The sequence below is a fragment of the Armatimonadota bacterium genome, assembly GCA_039679645.1.
Lineage (GTDB): Bacteria > Armatimonadota > UBA5829 > UBA5829 > UBA5829 > UBA5829.
In genome coordinates this window covers 21,177-42,319 of sequence record JBDKUO010000060.1, presented here as the reverse complement: position 1 = coordinate 42,319, position 21,143 = coordinate 21,177, and the positions used below count along the sequence as shown (strand labels likewise).

Genomic DNA, 21,143 nt, shown 5'->3' with positions numbered 1-21,143 from the left:
ATGAAGATCTCTGAGTTCTTCATATCGGGTTTCGGCATGCTCTCCAAAGTGCGCGTCGACGGCCTCTCGGGCGGCCTCAATATATTCGTCGGGGACAACGAGGCGGGCAAAAGCACGCTGCTTGCCTTCATCAGAACGGTCTTTTTCGGCTTTGAGACAGCTCAGAGCAGGGAGAACCAGTATAAGCCCATTGCGGATGTGGAGCACGGCGGCATAATCAAGCTCCGGCTGGACCGCAGCGGTCTGGACTACATCATCAAACGCGGACCCGGCAGAGCGCAGGGAGTGCTCGAAGTTACGATGCCCGACGGCGCCAAAGGCGGCGAGGAGACTATATCCCAACTTCTGCCGGGAGTAAAAAAAGACCTTCATCGCAACGTTTTTGCTTTCAGTCTGGACGAACTCCAAAAGCTGGATTCTCAAGACGTCCGTTCGCGAATCTACAGCTATGGCGCCGGTGCGGGAGATATATCGGCAGTCGATGTAGAGAAGCGGATCGACTCGGAGATGTCTGCTCTGTTTTCCCCGAGAGCCGGCAAACCCAAGATAAATGCTCTGCTGGGCGAGATCGGCTCTTGCAGTTCAAAGATCAAAGAGTTGAGCACACTAAGCTCGGATTATGATACTCTCTGCGCTCAGCTATCAAGTATCGACAGTGATATACAGAAGGCTCAGCAGCAAAAGACTTGCCTGGAAAGAGAGATAACCCATCTTGACCAGATGAAAAAGGCCTGGCCGATCTGGGAGTCTCTATATAGAGCCAAGGCAGAGTTCGACTGCCTGCCCGATATCGATTCCTTTCCAGCCGACGGAATCGGACGCCTGGAGCGGTCTGTAGAGAAAACAGCCGACCTCTCACACAGGTTCAGTCTTAAACGATCCGAGCTTGAAACTCAAAAACATAACTGCCCAACAGATGTGTCCATGCAGCCTATAAGGCGGGCCCCTGTAAAACCTATCGCGATAATAATAGGAATGTGTCTGGTCGCTCTTTCGGTAGCGTTCAGAGATAACGCTCTGGCGGCGGCGGCCTTCGGGCTGCTGGGTATTACTGCGGTTTCAGCAGGGTTCTGGGTGCAGTCGAACCTCGATGCGTCAGAGAAGTCGCATCGCGCCCAAGTCTATGATCATCTCAAGCAGTCGCATGAGAGTGCAATCGCCAGGATATCGAGCGAGATTGCGGACCTCGAAAATGAGCTTGACCAGGCTCGAAGAGATCATGAAACCCTGCTTCGAGCAGGCGGATCAGCCGATGAGGAGGATTTCCGAAACCGCAGCGAAGTGTATTCCAGACGCGAGCAGATCAGGGCAGATATTGCCCGCCTGGAAGCCGATATCGAGCTGATTGCTGGCCGGGAACATGCGATGCATCTTAAGCCCGAGCTTGAATCGACAGATTTTGATTCGATCCAGTCCAAATACATGAGCAAACGCGATGAGCTTGACCGGCTTCAAGTCAATCTTTCAGATCTGATCGAGAGGCGCGGGCGGCTCATCCAGCGCAAAGCCGAGATCGAAAAAAGCGAGGAGCTTTCAGCAGCCCTCCTGCAAGAGAGGGCACTTAAAGCGCAGTTGGATAAACACGCATCCGATTGGGCCGTGAAGGCTATCTGCAAATCGCTCCTGGAGCAGACCCGTCAGCAGTATGAGCGCGAAAAACAGCCCCGAGTAATACAGTCCGCGTCAGGTTTTCTAAATCGATTCACATCCGGCGCATATTCACGGGTCTTCTCGCCCCTGGGCCGGGATGAAGTTGAGCTTGAGACTTCCGAGGGCATCCGCAGGGACGTCTCGAAACTCTCCCGCGGCACTCGCGAGCAGCTCTATCTGGCTCTGCGCTTCGGTCTGATCCTTGAGTATGGCCTTGCAGCCGAGCCTCTGCCTGTGATAATGGACGATATCCTGGTCAACTTCGATCCGGCCCGCTCCCGTGCCGCTGCGCAAGCTATAGCTGAGCTTGCAGTCTCTAACCAGGTCCTCTTCTTTACCTGCCATCCCGAGACTGCAGATATGTTTTCCGAGCTGGACGCCTCCGCTCCGAGATTTGAGATTAGAGATGGCGACATTGCGAGGGCATAATAACGGTGCGGTATCCCAGCATGCTGAGTAGTGAAAGCTCAGTCCGTTTTAATGAAACATAAATCAGAGCCGGCTTTTTGAGCCGGCTCTGATAGATACGGCTTGAGGCGAAAAGCGCATCGGTTTATTCGATCAATGCTAGAGCGACTTAACGTGTGTCCAAGTCCAACCGCCGGTGGTGAAATTGCCGCTTGAATCGCAGTTTGCATAATAGTGGCCGACGCTGAGTGTGGTGTCGGTAATATGCATTACCAGGAAATTGCCATACTCAGTAATCGAGCCGTCATCATAGCAATCATATCCATTCCATGTGTAGTGCTGCGTGCTATGCGTATGACCATTGAATATGGCGATGACATTGTAGCCATCTATTATGTCTGCGAGCAAGTCACGCACCTCATAACTCCACCATTCCTCATCGTCATTGAGATAATAGTGCAGAAACATTACTATAGGGGTGCTGGTAGTTACGTTTGCAAGGTCCAGTGCCAGCCAACTGCGTACATACTGGTCTGGATAGCGCCCGAGCGAGATGAAGTGAACTCCATCTTTATTGAATGCGTAGGACACATTCCCCTCGGTGATATTGCAGTTGGGTGTGTAGCGATCTTTGAGCTTCTGGGCTACGTATGTGGAAGTACCCGATGTATAACCTGCAAATCTCCACCAGTCGTGATTGCCGCCGGTGACATACGTGGGATACTTCAAGCGATTATTATCACCAGTGACGCCGGCTTTTGAGAAGTGATAGTTGAAGGTGTTCCACTGGTCCTGGTAGTTGCGGTTCGAATACCACTGTGGAGTATCAGTAGCGGGAGTGGTACCCCAAGTTCCACCGTCACAGCAATCGCCGCAAATGAGAACTCCGCTCGGGGTGCCAACTGTGCCGCCGATTGCCGCCGGGTACGCCGAGCCGGGCAGAGAGTTCATTCTCTGAACAACAGCTTTGGCTCTGTTTGGGATCGTTGTACCGGTGCAGTGAACATCGGATCCGCAGAACATTGTCAGGTCGGTGGCCTGAGCCCCAATAGTCAGAACAGACAAAATTACAATTGACAAAAAAATTCTAGTACATCTTGCTGATTTCATCTCTCACACTCTCCTTCTTAGATGATTTATCGACGGTCGCCTCTCTCGTCGACTGCGCAATACCTTTGATTTTGCGCATGCCCTACCACAACAATTGTGCCCATGATACGATCTGTACGATTATCATACCAATTATTAACTGCCAACACGAAAAATAATGTGTGGAGTGTAGCATGCAGTCGGCTGCATGTCAATATGGCTTAGAACTGATTTTAGTCTTTGTCAAAACTCACTAGACTTACTATAATATAGTGGCTTGAAGAGCCCTCCGCACGCGGAGGGTCTGTTATGTACGAGCCTAATCCATCAAGAGGAAGAATTAGTAACATGAGTGCCGAGAAATCCGCATTGCAAAAGGCGCGAGCCACATATCAGCCGAAGCTGCCCAAGGCGCTTCGCGCAGGAAATATAAAGGTCGAGCTTGGAGCGCCGACCGAACCGGCCACCGATAAGTCGGACATCAAGAAGCTGTTTCCGCATACCTATGGCCAACCTGTCGCCAAAATAGTCGAGGGCGACGGCAACCTCAACATCTCTCCAATGAATGTAGGCGTGGTCCTTTCCGGTGGACAGGCCCCCGGCGGCCACAACGTCATAGCCGGAATTTTTGACGCGCTCAAGGCTGCCAACAAAGACACCAGGATATATGGTTTTCTGAAAGGCCCGGGAGGCTGCATCAAGGGCAAATATATGGAGCTGACCGCTGAGATTATCGATAACTATCGCAACACCGGCGGTTTCGATATGATCATGAGCGGGCGCGACAAGATCGAAAAACCCGAAGACCTGGCCGCATGTCTGGAAAATTTCAAGGAGATGGACTTGGACGGCCTAGTGATAATCGGCGGCGATGACTCCAACACCAATGCAGCCGTGCTTGCCGAGTATCTCGATTCTCAGGATTCCAAGACCAGAGTGATAGGTGTGCCCAAGACAATCGATGGTGACATGAAAAATGACCAGATCGAAGCGTCATTCGGTTTCGACACCGCCACCAAGACCTATTCAGAGTTGATCGGCAACATCTGCCGCGACGCAACATCCGCTGTAAAATACTGGCACTTCGTCAGGCTCATGGGCCGCGCTGCCAGCCACGTAGCCCTGGAGTGCGCTCTGCAGACTCATCCCAATATCTGTCTCGTCTCAGAAGAGATTCAGGCAAAGGGCACCACTCTCGGCGAGATCGTGGACTATATAGCCGACGTAGTGGTTAAGCGCGCAGCCGCGGGCAAGAATTATGGTATTCTGGTCGTTCCTGAAGGCCTGCCTGAGTTTATTTCTGATATCAAGACCATGATCGATGAACTTTCCAATATCCTCGGCAGGGAAGAGAAATACATCCGCGAGCTTGGCGATCATGAGGACCGCGTGCAGTATCTGAGCGGCCAGCTTTCCGACCACAGCGCGCGTGTCTACAGCTCGCTGCCCCTGGACGCCCAGGAAGTCCTGCTTAAGCGCGACAGCCACGGCAATGTGCCTCTTTCGCAGGTCGAGACAGAGCGGCTGCTCATAGACCTGGTCGCAGATAAGATCAGATTATTGAAGTCCAAAGGCGAGACCGAGGCAAAGTTCAGCCCGCTGGGGCACTTCTTCGGTTACGAAGGCCGCTGCGCATATCCGTCCAACTTTGACGCAGACTACTGCTATTCACTCGGTTATGCCGCCGCGCAGTTGGTTCGTGCTGAACTCACCGGTTACACCGTGAACGTGCAGAACCTTACCAAGTCGTCAGATGAGTGGGTCGCGGGCGGAACACCGGTCACGATGATGCTCAACATGGAGATCCGTAAAGGTAAGCCCACCCCGGTCATTAAGAAGGCTCTGGTCGAGCTTGACGGCGAGCCGTTCAAGCATTTCTCGGCCAACCGTGAAAACTGGGCTCTCAATGACTGCTATGTCTTCCCCGGCCCGATCCAGTATTTCGGTCCGTCTGAAGTCTGCGACGCGCCTACCTGCACCCTCGCCCTGGAAAAAGGCAAAGGTAAGGAAAAGTGCTGTTGCTGCTGCGGTAAATAATCGCTGGAGTTGTATACAATCCCTCCGGGTATCCTACCTGGAGGGATTATAGTCATCTGGAGTATAATATCGTCATATGTCCAGACACTTTCCAGATGATTTTCATCCATGCATAACCAAGTGGTTTATCGACAAATTTGGCGAGCCGACCCAGCCCCAGAGTCTCGGGTGGCCGCTGATAAGCCAGGGCAAGAACACGCTTATTCTGGCTCCCACCGGCTCAGGTAAGACACTGGCCGCTTTCCTTGCAGGGATAAACCGTGTGCTCTGCGACCTCGAACCGGGCAAGTCTAGCGAGCAGGGCATCGAGATTTTGTATATCTCACCATTGAAGGCTCTGAATTATGATATCGAACGAAACCTCTCCCAGCCCTTGACTGAAATCGTCGAGACAGCTCACCAGATGGGTTATTCGCTGCCGGAGATCAAGACAGCAGTGCGCACCGGCGATACCCCTGCCAACGAGCGCCGCCGGATGCTCACTAAACCGCCCCATATTCTGATCACGACCCCGGAGTCGCTGCATATTATACTCACATCGGCCGCGCGAAAAGTGCTGGAGAGCGTGCGATATGTAATAATCGACGAAATCCACGCGCTGAGCCCGAATAAGCGCGGAGTATTCCTGTCCGTGCTGATGGAGCGCCTGGAGAATATATGCCATAATCCGCCGGTGCGTGTGGGCCTGTCGGCTACTCAAAAGCCACTCTCCGAGGTCGCCGCTTTTCTGGGTGGGTTTGACGGTTCGGGTCAGGCAAGACCGGTGGAGATAGTCGATACGGGTGTGCGCAGGCAGGTGGATTTAAAAGTTGTCTGCACCTGCGAAGACCTGCGTCACCCGGAGGACGGATCGGTCTGGCCGTCTATATACAGGCGGCTCCTGGACCTGGTCCAATCCCACAAGTCCACTATCATCTTTGCCAACACGCGGCGCATCGTCGAGCAGCTCACACTGGGGATCAACGATCTGGCCGGGGAGGAGATAGTCCGGCCTCATCACGGCAGCGTTTCAGCCCCGATGCGGCGTATGACCGAGACCGCGCTCAAAGACGGCACCTTAAAAGGCGTCGTCGCCACCGGCACACTCGAGCTAGGGATAGACATGGGCGCTGTGGAACTGGTCTGCCAGGTGGAGTCTCCAAAGGAGGTCTCGAGAGGCCTGCAGCGCGTAGGCCGTGCGGGGCATGTGCACACAGCCGTCAGCAAGGGAAGAATTATCCCCAAGACAAATCCGGACCTGGCCGAAGCGGTGAGTGTGGCAAAGGGCATGCTCGAAGGCGATGTGGAACCGATAAGCGTTCCCAAGAACTGCCTGGATGTGCTTGCCCAGCAGATAGTCGCGATGGCCGCTCTGGAGAGTGCCACCTGGGATGATGTATATGCAACCCTCAGGCGCACCTATTCGTTCAATCAGCTCTCAGAGGAAGTCTTTAATATCACGCTCCAGCTTGTCTCCGGCAGGTATCCGTCCAAAGCGTTCAAGGACCTGCGCCCGAGGGTCTCTTTCGACAGAGTAACGGGCAAAATATCGCCCCTGCCGGGAGCGCAGCGGCTGGTGATTGCAAACGGCGGCGCAATACCGGACACAGGCCAATACGGCGTATACCTGTCAGAACCCCATCTAAAGATCGGCGAGCTGGACGAGGAGTTCGTCTACGAAAGGCGGGTCGGGGACACATTCTCTCTGGGGACAAACAGTTGGCGGATCGCTAAGATCGAGACTGACAGGGTAATAGTGACGCACGGCTCGGCCTATCAGGCGCAGACGCCATTCTGGCGGGGCGAGAGTGTGCCCAGGTCCGTCAGGACAGGCAGGATGCTGGGCGAGATGCTGCGCAATATAGCCGAGCAGGAAGACAACGCCTCCAACTGGGTGCGGCAGAACCTGCCTGTCGATGCGCAGGCGGCGGACAACCTGGTGAGCTTTGTGCATGCGCAGGCTGAGTCGGGTCTGCCTACGGACAAACGCATAGTGCTGGAGAGTTTTTCGGACGAGATAGGCTGTAGCCGGTTGGCGCTGCTCAGTGTGTTCGGCGGTAAGGTCCACAATGCCCTGCGGATTGCACTCTCGGCTCTTATCAAGCGCGAACTGGGCATTGACCCCGAGACAATTTCCGGGGACAACGGTATGCTCTTACGCCTGCCCGATTCCGACTCCCCTGTCCCATTCGGCATTGTCAAAATGCTCACACCCGAGCTTGCTTATGATCTTATAATGGAGGAACTGCCCAATACGGCGCTCTTTGGATTAAGGTTCAGGCAGAACGCCGCGCGTGCGCTGCTGCTGCCGGGAGCCGGGCACGGAAAGCGGACCCCTCTCTGGCTCCAGCGAATGAAGGCTAAAGACCTGCTCTTTATAGCCAAGCAGTTCGACGGCTTTCCCATAATAATCGAGACTTTCCGGGAATGCATGCGCGATTACTTGGAGATGGACGAACTGCGCGAGATACTATCGCAGGTCCGGTCCGGCGAGATCGAGGTGAGCACTGTCGAGAGGCAGACACCTTCACCCTTTGCCTCATCCATGCTCCTCAACTTCCAGATGATCTATCAGTATGAGTGGGACCAGCCAAAGGGCGCGCACAGGCGCAGGCACGCTCCTGTCGAACGCGCGCTGATAGACGAACTGGTGGACGGCAAACTAGGCCGCGATCTTAACGAGCAGGCGTTGGCCGACCTGGACAATATGCTCCAGGGCATTGGTGAGCGATATCGAGCGCGCACAGCCGAAGAACTGTATGAACTGGTCAGGCGTCTGGGCGATATACCCGAGCAGGACGCCGCCGAAAGGTCAGCAGAGCCTGAGATTGTAGATGGGCTTATAGAAGAAGGCAGGCTGGTCCGTGTCACATTTAAGGACGGCAGACTACCCGATAGACTTGTCGCTAGTGATCATTTGGAAGACTACCTTCGCGCGATATCGGGTGACAATAAAGCCCTCGACGATATCCTGGAGAGACACATATCAAACAGAGGGGTGATCGTGCCGGGCGATATAGCCGATGACTATGGCCTGCCCGCCGATGTTGTAAACAAAAAAGTGAAGGCTATGGCGGCATCCGGTGAGCTTGTCGAGATCCGACCGGCTCCGCATTCACGAAAGGTGAGGTATGTCGGCTCCGGCCATATCGAGTCCGTGTATCGCCGCACTCTGGCGATCGGGAGGATGGAATCGAAGCCGGCCTCAGCGCAGGCATACTCAGAATTCCTTCTGCGCTGGCAGCATTTGCACCCGGATCACCGGCTTTCAGGCCGGGACGGCACGCGCACGGCGCTGCGACAGCTCGAAGGAGTGTCCCTGCCTTACAGCGTATGGGAACCGGACATATTCGCCCGGAGGGTCAGAGACTTCAGCGTTGACCAGATAGATGATTTGTGCATGGCTGCGGAATTCGTCTGGACGGGCCAGTCAGCCGATCCGGAAAAGGCAGGAAACATAGCCTTTCTGGCGAGGGAGGGTCTGCCCGCTCTATACCCGTTGATACAGGCAGGTGCTCCGAATACAGAAACGTCGCATGATAAAGAGATTGTTCTTAACTGCCTTAAAGATAGGGGAGCATCATTTGTCATAGATATTGTCGCTGAAACGGGGATGGACTCGCGTGTCGTCGGCAGGGCGCTCTGGGAGATGATATGGACTGGTGAGGTCACTCACGACAGTTTTAAGATTCTGCGCTCCGGCAAGCCACCGGTTGTAACAGCGCCCAAACAAGCTGCAAGCTTTTCATATCCAGCCGACAGGCGGCAGTACTATCGAAGCCGTGCGCGGATTGCGAAGACTTTTGCCGGCCAGCCTGCTTCTAGCCCGGGCAGGTGGTCTGCATTCTCATCACTTGCCGGAACCGGGCGGGATGAACGCGAGTCACTGGAGATATACGCGCGCGTGCTGCTCGAAAGGTATGGCGTGGTGGCGAAGGACATTGTCCATCGTCCGGGTGAGGTGGATGTGCCCTGGGGCGACCTGTATCAGATATACCAGAGAATGGAACTGGCGGGCGAGATAGAGCGGGGATATTTTATAGAGGGCCTGGGCGGGGCGCAGTTCGGCCTGCCTGAAGCGGTAGACACATTAATGGGCCGATCAAGAATAGGGCAATTGAGTTCAACTGAGAAGGCTGCAGTGCTGATCAACGCATGCGACCCGGCGTATCTGTTTTCATCCTCGGGTCCGTTTGACATCGGCTTTGGAAGGGTAGCCAGACTGGTGTCGAACTACGCGGTAGTTATAGACGGCCTGCCCGTTGTAAGTTTGGAACTCGGGTCCAAAACTCTGAGAGTTCAAGACGGCCTCAGCGATGAAGTTGCAGCTAAAGCAATATCCGCTCTTGCTCACCTTGTTGACAGCCCCTGGCCTGTGCGGTCGTTTCGCAAGGTGGAGATATCGCAGTTGGCAGATACTTCAATCATCGGCAGCTTCGTGGAAGATATGATGCAGTCTGCCGGGTTTGAAAAAGAAAGCACATGTTTTCGATTGTTTGGCAGAAATGGGTAAAGTAAAACGTGACATACAGGCTAATAGTTGTCTTCACCCTCTTAGCGCTTACACCGGCCATCGGGCAGGGGGTGCAGCTAAAAAACTCAAACGGGGATATAATCAACTCCTCAAAGATAGCTGAAGCCAGCATCAAAAGGACATGCGGCCCCTGCCACGATGTCGATGCAAACGCGCGTACGCTGCATTTTAACGCCGGTTTGCAGAAGCCCGATCCGCAGGCAAGCCAGTGCCTTTCATGCCATCCCGCCAAGAGGCATAGAGTTGACGCAAAGCATATTACAAAACCGTCTGACGCAACCTGCAACTCCTGCCACCCGGACATTGCCAGCGAGGTTAAAACAAGCGTCCATGGCAGACACGACAAGCACCATAGCGACCACCCGACATGCACATCCTGCCACAAAGGCTATCCGCATTCGCTCGGGCAGAGGCAGACTCGAAGCAGGCAGGTAATGATGTGCGCCGGCTGCCACAGCGACCGGGCGCGGATGAAGCGCTACGGCGTAAAACCCGATGCCGTATCCTCATATGAGCACAGCTATCACGGCAAAGCTCTATTGCTTTCCGGCAAAGAAAAGACAGCCACATGTATTGATTGTCACGGCAGCCACCATGTGCTCTCGCCAAATGACGAAGACTCGCCTATCAGCAAAGCCAATGTTGCCGGGACATGTGGCAAATGCCACCCCGGCGCAAAGCTCAATTTCGCGGAATCGGGCGCGAACCATCTTCAAATTGAGATCGGGCAGTCGCCCGCATTGAAAGGGGAAAGGCTGTTTTTCCGCATATTGACCTCGGCAGTGATGCTCTGCCTGGTCGTGATGATCACTCTCGACCTCCGGAAAAAAGTCTTTTGCAAATACTGCTCGCCAAGGTCAGGAAAGGTATCCGCCGCGCTCATCGCACTGAGCTTTTATTCGCTTGTCGCAGGCATCTTGATTGCGTCATTCAATCCGCGTGCGGCAGAGTGGGCCTGGATAGTGTGGGCGGCGCTGCTGGCATCGGCTTTCACAGCATATGTCATCAAAATCAGGCATACCCATGAAAAGAAACCGCAGCGATATTATGAGCGTTTCACGCTCTCTCAGAGGCTCCAGCACATACTGCTTGCCCTGAGCTTTACTGTCCTCGTGCTCACCGGCATGCCACTCAGATACGCCGATGTAGGTTGGACCAGTCACCTCAACTCGCTCTTCGGCGGCTTCGAGGGCGCGCGCATTGCGCACAGAGTGGGAGCCATAGGACTGATATTCGTCTGGGTATGGCACTGCCTGCATCTGCTATTGCGATGGAGAAGAGAAGATTTTTCATTCAAATCCTGGAGTATGTGGCCGACCGGAAAAGATTTTGCAGACTTTGTAGACACGGTCAAATACGGCCTGTCTTCCAAGATAAAGCGGCCAGAATATGACAGGTTCAGCTTTAGAGAGAAGTTCGATTACTTTGCCGTCTGGTGGGGCGCGCCTGTCATGATATTGTCGGGGCTGGTGCTGTGGTTTCCGGTCCAGATTGGAAACCGCCTGCCTGCCATAGCACAGTCAATCGCGCTTATCGCCCACAGCGACGAAGCCCTGCTGGCAATGCTTGCGATATTGGTCTGGCATTTCTATAACGTGCACCTCAACCCGGATAACTTCCCGGGTAATCAGGCTTGGCTGACGGGAAAGCTTTCAGAGACCGAGATGGAGCGCGAGCATCAGACAGAGAAGGCAAGGATCGACGTAAAAGACGGATGGGAAGATTATAGCGACTAAGCGTTGTATTATTTCAACTTTTTTGCATTTTTCCTCCGGCCGCTTGCTTTACTTGATATTGGACGCGTGTTAGTATTGCTCATGTAACGGCAACAGACTCATCTTTAATGAGCACTAGTAAAAGAGGAAGAGGCGCCTAACCGCACTCCTTTGGGCGGCGATGGAACCTAAATGGTTCAAAAAGGCGCGGTGGGAAGCGTTGAAAACCAGGGAGGACGCTTCTCAATATGCGTAACGTCAAGACATGGACCATTGCAGCACTCGTGGTCCAGATCCTAGCATTTGCTGCAACCTCATCACCAGCCGCAAAAAAGCACTCAATGCCCGCCACTGATAAACAGTCGGCTGCCAAACAGGAATCCACAGATAAAGATGAACCACCTACAGAGATTACACTCGCCCTTGATTCCGGCGCAGATCAGACTGTATTTGCACAAGAAACCGACGCCCCTCAGCCGGCAGACTGCAAAGTGGAACTTAAAAAGACCGCCCTGCAATATCTAGGCACACCATACAGATGGGGAGGAACCACACCCAGCGCATTCGACTGCTCAGGGTTCACACGCTATGTATACAAACAAATGGGAGTCACACTTCCCAGAACTGCCCGGCAGCAGTATAAGGCGGGCAAACCGGTTAAAGCGGGTGACTGGGAGACCGGCGACCTGGTCTTCTTTGATATTAAGAAGGGCTATGTCAGTCATGTCGGGCTTGTTCTGACTTCATGCGTATTTATCCACGCCTCAAACCCGATGTCCGGGGTCAAGATCGACAGCCTCAAGGAGAAGTATTACAAAAGGTATTATGTCGGCGCTAGAACATACGGCCTGACTTAAATGCCGACTTGAGGTGCCATATCAAATCCTTCATCCCTCCGGTATCTTGCCCGGAGGGATTTTTGCAATTTTGTCAAAACGAACCGAGCGTGAAATCTGAAATATTGAGCTTGAGGCAGTTCGTTTTGGCTGTTTTTTATATCTGCAATTCATTTTCCTAGCTAAGATGCTTCGAGAGCATATGCTCCGAAGCGCTTGCACAATCTTCGGGACATACGTCCGCGAAGCATACAAAGAATTGATCATCGGTAAAGATATCCTCCTATAATTATAAGACGACAACTCGGCCAAAATGTGGTTAACGGACCATGGTATTTTGGTTAAATGTTGTTCACGGGTAGTGAATATTTTGTTGGAGCTGGATATGCGGCTGTATCAGGACTGGGGTGTCCTAAAATAACAAAACAGGCAACAGGTGCGAATATACACTACCTGCTGCCCATGGACTACTACATATATTATCTTTTTTTCTTGCTCTGCGAACCCTACAGGCTAGACTAATACATTGACACGCCTGAAGTTGCCGCCTGCCTTTGAATCAGATTCTTTCTTCAAGCAGAATGTGCCTTTTCCTTTAACGGCGTTTTTGCCGTCGGGGTATGCGTCGAATTTGAAATCCGTGCTGTGAAGCTCGCGCGACACGCCGTCGAACATAGCTGTAGGCAGGTTTTTTGCTGCGCTGCCGTACGCGTAGTATCTGGTCTGGCTGCTCGAACCGACCTCGCTTTCAAGATCGAGGGTAAGGCTGAACTCCATCTCCTTGCCGTCTTGGGTGACGACAGAACCGGTGACCTCGATATGTCGCGTACTCACCTCGGCTTCAGACTTATTGACCGTGTAGCCGACGCTGTTCCCTTGAGCATATTCGCGCACATCCGCAAGCTTGGTGTTGACCGAGCTTTTGTACGCCGCCACTTCAAGGTCATCCACGCTGATCGAACCGACCGAGCAGCCGAGCGTGTTTTCGAGGTTCGAGCGCAGGAAATCGGCCATATTGTCATATCCGCTGCCGTCTCCCACTCCCTCCGAGCCTGCGATATTGTCCGCTATATGCACCATCGCTCCGTCGGACATGACGAACGTGTCTTCATCATCCGTCAGGTTGCTTGCGCTGCAATCGTCAGAGCAGGCTTTCAGTTTTAGCTGAATATTGCTGCTCTGTCTGTTCACAGAAACGTTCTGAGTGTTCATATAGAAATGTGGGGTGTTGCCTATTTTCATGTCTGCTCACCTCATGCTTCTCGTTCCACATCCAGGTGAATTTGCCTGGATATTTTTGCATTGGCTGTCGGACAAAAAGTATAATCGTACCAATGAGAATGAAAACTGGCTCCCCTGGCTGGACGATGTTAGAATTTTTTCTGGCTCTGGCGACATAACTGCCATGAGTTTCGAAGCTGACCATGCCATTTTCCGAACAAGGCAGGAACTAGAAACTGAAACGACTAATATTGTTTCTATATGAAAGAGAAGAAAACACAATCATTTTGGGATATGCCCGAGTGGTACAGAAGGTGGCGTCATAGCGCAGCATACTGGTATATATTGTTCATCATTCTCGTTGCCAAGTCTGCACAGAACGCGTACAGCGGCAGATACGCACAGGCTTACGCCTGGATCAGTCCGTTTATAATTGCCGGCATGGCTTATTTGATAGAGCGCCTGGCCGGTCGGTCCGGTTCGAAGTCGGTGAGTTGCCTGAGTGTGACGATTGCCACTCCAATTGTGGGTCTATTGGGCTACCTTATCTTTGGAAATGCGTTGCTCAGTTTTGATAATGTCACACACAAAAATCCTGCGGGAACCAGTGCCGGGCAAGTAATGCTTATTGCATCTGTAGTAATGGCTGCTTGGCTTCTTATCATATTGGTCGCGCGTCTTACAGAACTCTCGACGCGGAGTCAATTTTCTGGCTCTCGTCGTCCGAAGCCATGTTCCATCTGTGGGCAGCTAACAAATCTGATTCTGACCGTGAATTCAAAAGACAAGAGGTTTTGTCGTGAGCATTTTCTTGAAACACTTCGGAAAGCGACAGATGAATATAACGGCAAGCTGATAATCGTTGATCGTGACCTTGCGAGCAAATCCAAGCAAGCGCAATATGTCTTCTATGAGCCTGATGCACTTACCGAAGACTCTTACACGGAATCAGATGTGCAAAGCGTGAAACGTCTGATCGATCGCTTGCTATCAGGCGATGCTTTTGCAGCAAAGATTCCAAATGCATCTGTCAAAGATATTGGTAGTTGGGATGAGAAGCCTCTACTGATCATAGACCCGGAACATATAACGGCAGAATCTCTTAATAAAGATGCATTACTTTTGTACCTGGAGAATGTAGTCAGTGCATTCGATGGCAAAAACTTCGAATTTCAAATGAACCTGCCTCACAGTGAAAACGGTATCTACTTGTGGCACAATTATGTGTAAAGCCGCCGCTTCCGACGTTTCAAAAAGCTTGTTCATCATATCATAAAAAGCAGAGCGGCCTCACGAACTGCTCTGCTTACAATACTCAATATCAAATTTCAAATCTTCAAACTTGTTGGCTCCCCGTTTGCAACCCTCTTCATAACCGTTCTCCACTCGGATGTCAATCCGAAAGCGCTTATCATTTAACGAGTTATCAAAGAGCATGCCGCTTCCGGCAGGCCGGAAGCGGTGTTGACCTGGATTTCATCCCTCTGCCTGACAACTTGAAGTTCACCGGGAAGCGGGCGCCTTTTCCCGCCGATCCGGTGGAACGGTTTGTTCGGAGGCGGTGATGCCTCTTTTCTCATCCGGCTCGTCATGGGCATGTCCAATAATGTGCGTTAGCTAACTGGAAATGTGCTACGCCCCCCTTTCTTGAACACATAAATCGCCCAACCCAGCGTTTCTCTTCCCCACCTCAGATATGCTGTCTTGCTCTCACGCACTCGCTTCAGCACGGTCTCCACATCTGGATCATCACGATGATCACTCGCCCAGGTTTCCGCAGCATACCACTGTAACCCTTCATATCTATCCCAGTCATCCTGGCTGCTTACGAGTGTGTAGACAGCCTCCAATCCTTGCTCTCGCCCGACCTCTGCATTCTGAAAATGTGTTCCGAAGTCGTTCCGTTTCACTCCGATGGCTTCTAAATACTCTCTTTCCGGTTCATGCCGCCAGTACGGTTCTCCCACAACGATCCAACTTTCTGGGGCTGCCATCTTCTGCAGCGCGTTCAACGTCCAACGATACCCGCCATAAATCCAACTCGCACCGATGCAGGCTACCAGATCACAGCTCTCTAAGACCTCCGGGACATACTTGGCCCCGTCCATCTCCAAGAAATGGAGCTGGGCCTCCGGAACACGTTCTTGATGCTTCATGTGGACATCAGCAATGCAGTGGGGAGAGAAGTCAACTCCTGTACCTGTCATCTGTCGGTACCGTTCTGCAAGCCTGATGAGAAACTCGCCCTTTCCAGTGGCAATATCAAGCACGCGTGCCCCAGGTTTCAGAGGCAGAAGTGTGATAAGCTGTTCAAGTTTTTCAAGACTCATCGGATTGCAGATAACGTGCTCCCGATGCGTGATGTCAAAGAATTTCCACATGTCCATACGTATACCTCCTTTATCGATGCCAGTCGAACCACCAGAACAAAAAAAGCAGAGCAATTATACAACTGCTCTGCCTTGATCTACAAATTTGCCGGCTCCAAAGCTAGTCTATCAAAACCTCTTTGCCTTCATCGCTCGATTTATACAGCGCGTCAAGGATCTTCATGACGTTTAGAGCCTGCTCACCGGTCACGGGCGGCTCGGTGTCGTTCCTTATGCTGCTGTAAAAGCCCTTACATTCTTCCTCATACGTATTTACAGTAGGAATGAACTTAGGCGTCATATCAAACACCATTTCTCTCTGCTCGCCGAAAATACGGACCGGGTTGGTCTCCGCGCCGCCCTTTGTGCCCAATATCGAAGACCGCATTATATCCTCGGAGATATTCGCGGCAAAGCTGGACTCTATGATCAGCGATGCGCCGTTATCCAGCCTCACAAATCCTGCAGCGTAGTCCTCAACGGTATAGTTCTCCCAGTTCCACTTCCCGTATGCTCCCACATGGCCCGGGGTATCTCCTATCTTCGTGAAGCACTGGCCTGAGGCCGATATAGGCTTTGGATGCCCCATAAGGTAGAGCGTAAGGTCGAGCATATGCACGCCTATATCGATCAGAGGGCCGCCGCCCTGCTTTTCTTTGTCGGTGAAAACTCCCCAGCTCGGCACACCTCTGCGCCTCAGGGCCCACACTCTGCCGAAGTAGATATCACCCAAGTCTCCTGCGTCAATAAAACGCTTGAGCGCCTGAATATCCGCGCCAAAGCGTACGCAGTGCGCAACCATAAACTTTTTGCCGCTCTTTTTCGCTGCATCCAGCATCAGCGCGCCTTCGACAGCGTTTCTTGCAATCGGCTTTTCGACAATTACATGTTTGCCTGCGTTGAGAGCATCTATTGTGGGCTGCGTGTGCAAAAAGTTGGGAGTGCATACATGGACGGCTTCTATTTCGTCCATTTCCAGCATTTTCTTGTAGTCGGTGAATGTATGAGGTATATCGAATTTTTCTGCGGCGCTTTTGGTGCATTCCTCATTAACGTCGCAGACCGCCATAATCTTTACATCCGGCACGTTTTGCAGAGCCGGCATATGCGCCTTTGTGGCTATGCCGCCACATCCTATGATGCCAATATTGATCGTTCTCAATGCTGAACCCCTCTTATATCGTAACTATCAGCAATGAGTTAGTTGTAAAACACCGACAATCCTTCAAGTTTTTGCCCTAGTATGGATATTGCCCATTGTACATCACCCTCAGGAACTATTAGTCTTACTCCGCCATAGAGCCTATAGCGCTATATTGAGATTATCCTTTCGCCACGCCCAGGGGCCTCATCTTTGCTACCAATCTTGAAATGCCTGCACCGTCGCATGTCCCGACTACATCCGCCACATCTTTATATGCATAAGACGCCTCTTCGGATAGAGTATCCCGGCCTTTGGCCTTCACCAATATCCCGCGCTCGGCAAGCTCATCCTGCACCTGACGGCCCCGCATCTTCTTTACAGCCTCATGGCGGCTCATCATTCGGCCCGCGCCATGGCAAGTCGATCCCCAAGTCTGATTCATAGCAGTCTGGGTGCCCACCAGCAAAAACGAATACCTGCCCATATCGCCCGGCACTAGCACAGGCTGGCCGACCTTGCGATACTGCTTCGGCACATATGGGTTGTCCGGTCCGAAAGCTCTGGTAGCCCCCTTGCGGTGAACGCAGAGCTTCTTCATCTTGTGATCCACAAGATGCTCTTCGATCTTGGCCATGTTGTGAGCAACATCGTATACCTGGCTCATCCCCAACTTATGCGCGCCTGCGCCCATCACTTTTTCAAAACTCTCCCTCACCCAGTGGGCTATCGCCTGCCGGTTCGCCCAGGCGAAGTTTGCCGCGCATGCCATGGATGCAAGATATGCCTGCCCCTCCTCGGATTTTATCGGCGCGCAGGCAAGCTGCCTGTCCGGAAGAGATATGCCGTATTTGATCATCGCGCGCTGCATCACATTGAGATTATCCTGGCAGACCTGATGGCCGAACCCCCGGCTGCCCGTGTGGATCATGACCGTTATCTGACCAGGCTCCGTAATCCCGAAGACACCGGCTACATCCTCATCATAGATATACTCTACTGCCTGGATTTCAAGAAAATGGTTTCCAGCGCCCAGGGTCCCGATCTGGGGCCGACCGCGCTTTATAGCCTCTTTGCTGATGTTGCCGGGGTCGGCCATGGATATTGCGCCGCCCTCCTCACTTGCTTCGAGGTCCTCAGCCCAGCCGAAGCCATGCTCCACCATCCATTTGGCGCCCTTGACCATCACCTGCTTGAGTTCCTGTTCATCGACCCTGATATTGCCTTCGCTGCCGACCCCTGAGGGCACATTAATATAGAGCTGGTCTATCAGGTCGCCTATCTTGCCCTTGATATCATCCAAAGTGAGATCAGTGCGAAGCAGACGTACGCCGCAGTTGATATCAAAGCCTACTCCACCAGGGGAGACCACGCCGCTCTCACAATCCATTGCGGCGACCCCGCCTATGGGAAAGCCGTAACCCCAGTGGATATCGGGCATAGCCATCGACGCGCCGACAATGCCCGGCAGGAACGCTACATTGGCCACCTGTTCAAGTGACTCATCCAAATTCACAAGCATTTTCTCGCTGGAGTAGATTATCCCCTCAGTGCGCATGCCGGACTTATACGACTGCGGGATCCTCCAGCGAAAATCATCTATCTTTTGGAGTATTTGAGACCACTTGTCAGCCATTTTTTGATCCAATCTTTTACCAGGAGTAATTGTTCGGGCAGATTTGTAATCTGCGCCGACAAGGGCAAAATGGCATCTCTGATGCCAACACGTAACGATCAAAATTCAAACCTATCAAAATCCAGTGGCTCTTGAATATTGTTGATATAGAAACCAGCGCTTGAGTATTTCCAATACTCTTGCTTCTCAACCAAACCTTTCCTCACAGGATTTTGGTGGATATATTCGAGCTTCTGAATTACGAATTTTTCTGATTCCAAAGCTTCAGGATGAAATCCGCCCTCCCACACCTTATAACTTCCTTCCGGTCTACCATCCTTTTTTGCAGAATCTCTAAAGAACCAATCGAATAGCTTATTTCCATCATCAATCAGACGCCTAACTACCTCTTTAGCGGTGAATTTCCTTGTATCACGAAGGATATCCGATAAATTCGAGCCAACAGAAGCTGAAACAATTGCGTGAATGTGGGTCGGCATTATCACATAACCGTGTACAAGCAAACCTTTTTCTCGTCTGCAATATTTCAGGCTATTTGTTATTATGCTGCAGTAAGAATCCGACAGAAATACCGGAAGCCAGCCTGTTATCGTCCATGTGATAAAATGCGGAGTGATGCCTTTTTCAAATATGCGGTATCTTCGCATTTGTTAGGTTCTCCTATAAGTGATAAGTTGTGGCATCAGGAGATGCCATCCGGCTTTCTGCGGGCCAGATTGCAAATCTGCCCGAACAAGGGTAAAGCATAAAGTGTCCTTCAGACACTGATATTTTCAATCCCTCCGATCCCTCCAGGTATCTTACCTGGAGGGATATAACCAACTTATGTGATTTAATTCCCCTTCTTAACCTTCTCCAACCTCTTGCTCGTCAGCACTGCTTTTTGAATCTTTGCGGCAAGCTCGGGTGATGGGGCAACAGAGGCGACTTTTTCAGCTATCTCGGACGTTTCTTTATCCAGCTCTATCTTATCCAGACCCCGAAGCTTGGTGTCCTCATCTTTTCGGGATTCGACTATCTTGCGATATCCCCTGGCAGTGAACCTGATGTCCTTTACAATCTTCTTTCCTGCTGCCGAGTTGAGCTTCTTAATGATATGTTCTTTGTGAAAAGAAAGCTCATTTGCCCATGTGCTGCTCTTACAACATACGAAAAGCACTCCGTCGCGTAATTTATCAGCCATGCTCGCCGCGGCGATATTTGAACCCACGACCGCAGCCCACCGCGCGATTGTCTGCTGCTCCATTACCTTTTGGCGAATACCCAAATCATCGAGTGAAGCATTCAATATACCGCCAAGCCGGCTTATACCGCCGCCCCTAAACATTGGTCTTCTCATCTCGCTGCCACCTTACCCGATCTGACATCAAAAACTTTGGCTCTATCGACCCCCGACCTGCCTATTTCATCAAGAGACGTGGTCGTGATAAATGTCTGGCATCTGCCCAGGGTCACTTCCAAAACTCTTGCGCGCCTGGCATCGTCGAGTTCGGCCATCACATCATCCAGCAGCACTACAGGGCTCTCCCCGACACTTTGAGACATAAGGTCTATCTCAGCCAGCTTGAGCGCTATAGCAATACTCCTCTGCTGGCCCTGAGACGCGAACTCTCTGGCCGCGAGTCCGTTAACACTCAAAGATATATCGTCTCTGTGAGGACCCGAAGTAGTGGTCCCGCGCATAATGTCCATCTCCCGCCTGGCAATAAGTATTTTGGCGAATTTCGCCGCTGTCTCTTTTTCTGAAGACTTCAATCCGGCATCTATATTCGGTTTATATGTAACCTTTAGCTCTTCGGCGTTATCGGTAAGAGATGAATATATCCTGGCCGCCGATTCTGCCAGAAAACTAATAAACTTAGCTCTTCGCGATATTATTACAGCTCCGTATTCAGCTAACTGGCCATCCCATGCGTCGATATCCGCACTCTGAAGCCTGCTCGACTTTATTTCTTTAAGGAGGTTGTTTCTCTGGCTCAGAACTCGCTTATACCTGCCCAGGGCGTATATATACTGCGGGCTTACCTGAGATATCTCAAGATTTAAGAACCTTCTCCGCAGAGACGGCTCGCCGCGGACCATCTCAATATCCGAATTGCTGAATATGACAGCATTTAACTGGCCAACAATATCGCCTATCTTAAGATGCTTGACTTTGTTTATCTTTACCGTCTTAGCTTCAGTCCGGCTCAGCGCAATCTCCAGGATGACGTCATTTCTTTCGGAGCGCACTGCCTCGGCGCATACCCATGCGACACCCTCGCCAAGCCGGATCAGGTCCATGTCGCGGGAAGTCCTGTGAGACTTACTCGTCGCAAGCAGATAAATCGCCTCCAGGACAGCGCTCTTGCCCTGTGCGTTCATCCCGACGAGCACATTCAGGCCGATATCAGGCTTTATCTCCAGATTCTCATAATTGCGAAAGTTCGTCAGGTTTAGCGTATTAATATGCATATCTATCTATTTTTCAAACTTGTCTGAAATAGCTTTAGCTCTTGCGTAAATCTTATCAGTTTGATATTATACGC

The 21,143-nt window shown here is 51.9% G+C and carries 15 protein-coding genes; 6 read left to right on the top strand and 9 right to left on the bottom strand.

Going from position 1 to position 21,143, the window contains the following annotated elements; all coding sequences use genetic code 11:
• On the top strand, positions 1 to 2,079 hold the full coding sequence (locus ABFD83_12410) for an AAA family ATPase (protein ID MEN6357872.1): 2,079 nt from the start codon (positions 1 to 3) through the stop codon (positions 2,077 to 2,079).
• A 138-nt stretch (positions 2,080 to 2,217) separates the two neighbouring features.
• On the opposite strand, the gene ABFD83_12405 is transcribed toward ABFD83_12410, so the two are convergent.
• Complete coding sequence (locus ABFD83_12405) at positions 2,218 to 3,168, bottom strand: metallophosphoesterase (protein MEN6357871.1); 951 nt, start codon at positions 3,166 to 3,168, stop codon at positions 2,218 to 2,220.
• Positions 3,169 to 3,495: 327 nt separating this feature from the next.
• Between ABFD83_12405 and ABFD83_12400 the strand changes: the two genes are divergently transcribed.
• From ABFD83_12400 to ABFD83_12385, 4 genes are all read left to right on the top strand, one after another.
• Positions 3,496 to 5,184, top strand: a complete 1,689-nt coding sequence (locus ABFD83_12400) for a diphosphate--fructose-6-phosphate 1-phosphotransferase (GenBank protein ID MEN6357870.1) — start codon at positions 3,496 to 3,498, stop codon at positions 5,182 to 5,184.
• 76 nt (positions 5,185 to 5,260) lie between these two features.
• On the top strand, positions 5,261 to 9,676 hold the full coding sequence (locus ABFD83_12395; protein ID MEN6357869.1) for a DEAD/DEAH box helicase: 4,416 nt from the start codon (positions 5,261 to 5,263) through the stop codon (positions 9,674 to 9,676).
• An 8-nt stretch (positions 9,677 to 9,684) separates the two neighbouring features.
• A complete protein-coding gene (locus ABFD83_12390) occupies positions 9,685 to 11,433 on the top strand; it encodes a cytochrome b/b6 domain-containing protein (protein ID MEN6357868.1) in 1,749 nt (582 codons plus the stop codon).
• A gap of 227 nt (positions 11,434 to 11,660) precedes the next feature.
• Entirely contained in the window at positions 11,661 to 12,269 is a 609-nt protein-coding gene (locus ABFD83_12385) for a C40 family peptidase (protein ID MEN6357867.1), read from the top strand.
• A gap of 492 nt (positions 12,270 to 12,761) precedes the next feature.
• On the opposite strand, the gene ABFD83_12380 is transcribed toward ABFD83_12385, so the two are convergent.
• A complete protein-coding gene (locus tag ABFD83_12380) occupies positions 12,762 to 13,490 on the bottom strand; it encodes a hypothetical protein (GenBank protein ID MEN6357866.1) in 729 nt (242 codons plus the stop codon).
• Positions 13,491 to 13,973: 483 nt separating this feature from the next.
• Here ABFD83_12380 and ABFD83_12375 point away from each other — a divergent pair, with 483 nt between their 5' ends.
• A complete protein-coding gene (locus tag ABFD83_12375; GenBank protein ID MEN6357865.1) occupies positions 13,974 to 14,699 on the top strand; it encodes a hypothetical protein in 726 nt (241 codons plus the stop codon).
• 185 nt (positions 14,700 to 14,884) lie between these two features.
• On the opposite strand, the gene ABFD83_12370 is transcribed toward ABFD83_12375, so the two are convergent.
• The 7 genes from ABFD83_12370 to recF form a co-directional block, all read right to left on the bottom strand.
• Entirely contained in the window at positions 14,885 to 15,049 is a 165-nt protein-coding gene (locus tag ABFD83_12370) for a hypothetical protein (GenBank protein MEN6357864.1), read from the bottom strand.
• Between the two features lie 33 nt (positions 15,050 to 15,082).
• Positions 15,083 to 15,856: a methyltransferase domain-containing protein gene (locus ABFD83_12365; protein MEN6357863.1), complete on the bottom strand. Its 774-nt coding sequence runs from the start codon at positions 15,854 to 15,856 to the stop codon at positions 15,083 to 15,085.
• A gap of 103 nt (positions 15,857 to 15,959) precedes the next feature.
• Complete coding sequence (locus ABFD83_12360; GenBank protein ID MEN6357862.1) at positions 15,960 to 17,000, bottom strand: Gfo/Idh/MocA family oxidoreductase; 1,041 nt, start codon at positions 16,998 to 17,000, stop codon at positions 15,960 to 15,962.
• Positions 17,001 to 17,160: 160 nt separating this feature from the next.
• Entirely contained in the window at positions 17,161 to 18,615 is a 1,455-nt protein-coding gene (locus ABFD83_12355; protein MEN6357861.1) for an RtcB family protein, read from the bottom strand.
• Positions 18,616 to 18,713: 98 nt separating this feature from the next.
• The gene (locus ABFD83_12350; protein ID MEN6357860.1) at positions 18,714 to 19,262 is read right to left on the bottom strand and encodes a transposase; all 549 of its coding nucleotides are present in this window, start codon (positions 19,260 to 19,262) and stop codon (positions 18,714 to 18,716) included.
• A 185-nt stretch (positions 19,263 to 19,447) separates the two neighbouring features.
• The gene (locus ABFD83_12345; protein ID MEN6357859.1) at positions 19,448 to 19,954 is read right to left on the bottom strand and encodes a DUF721 domain-containing protein; all 507 of its coding nucleotides are present in this window, start codon (positions 19,952 to 19,954) and stop codon (positions 19,448 to 19,450) included.
• A complete protein-coding gene (recF, locus tag ABFD83_12340) occupies positions 19,951 to 21,069 on the bottom strand; it encodes a DNA replication/repair protein RecF (protein ID MEN6357858.1) in 1,119 nt (372 codons plus the stop codon). The genes ABFD83_12345 and recF overlap by 4 nt, the downstream gene beginning before the upstream one ends.
• Between the last annotated feature and the right edge of the window lie 74 nt (positions 21,070 to 21,143).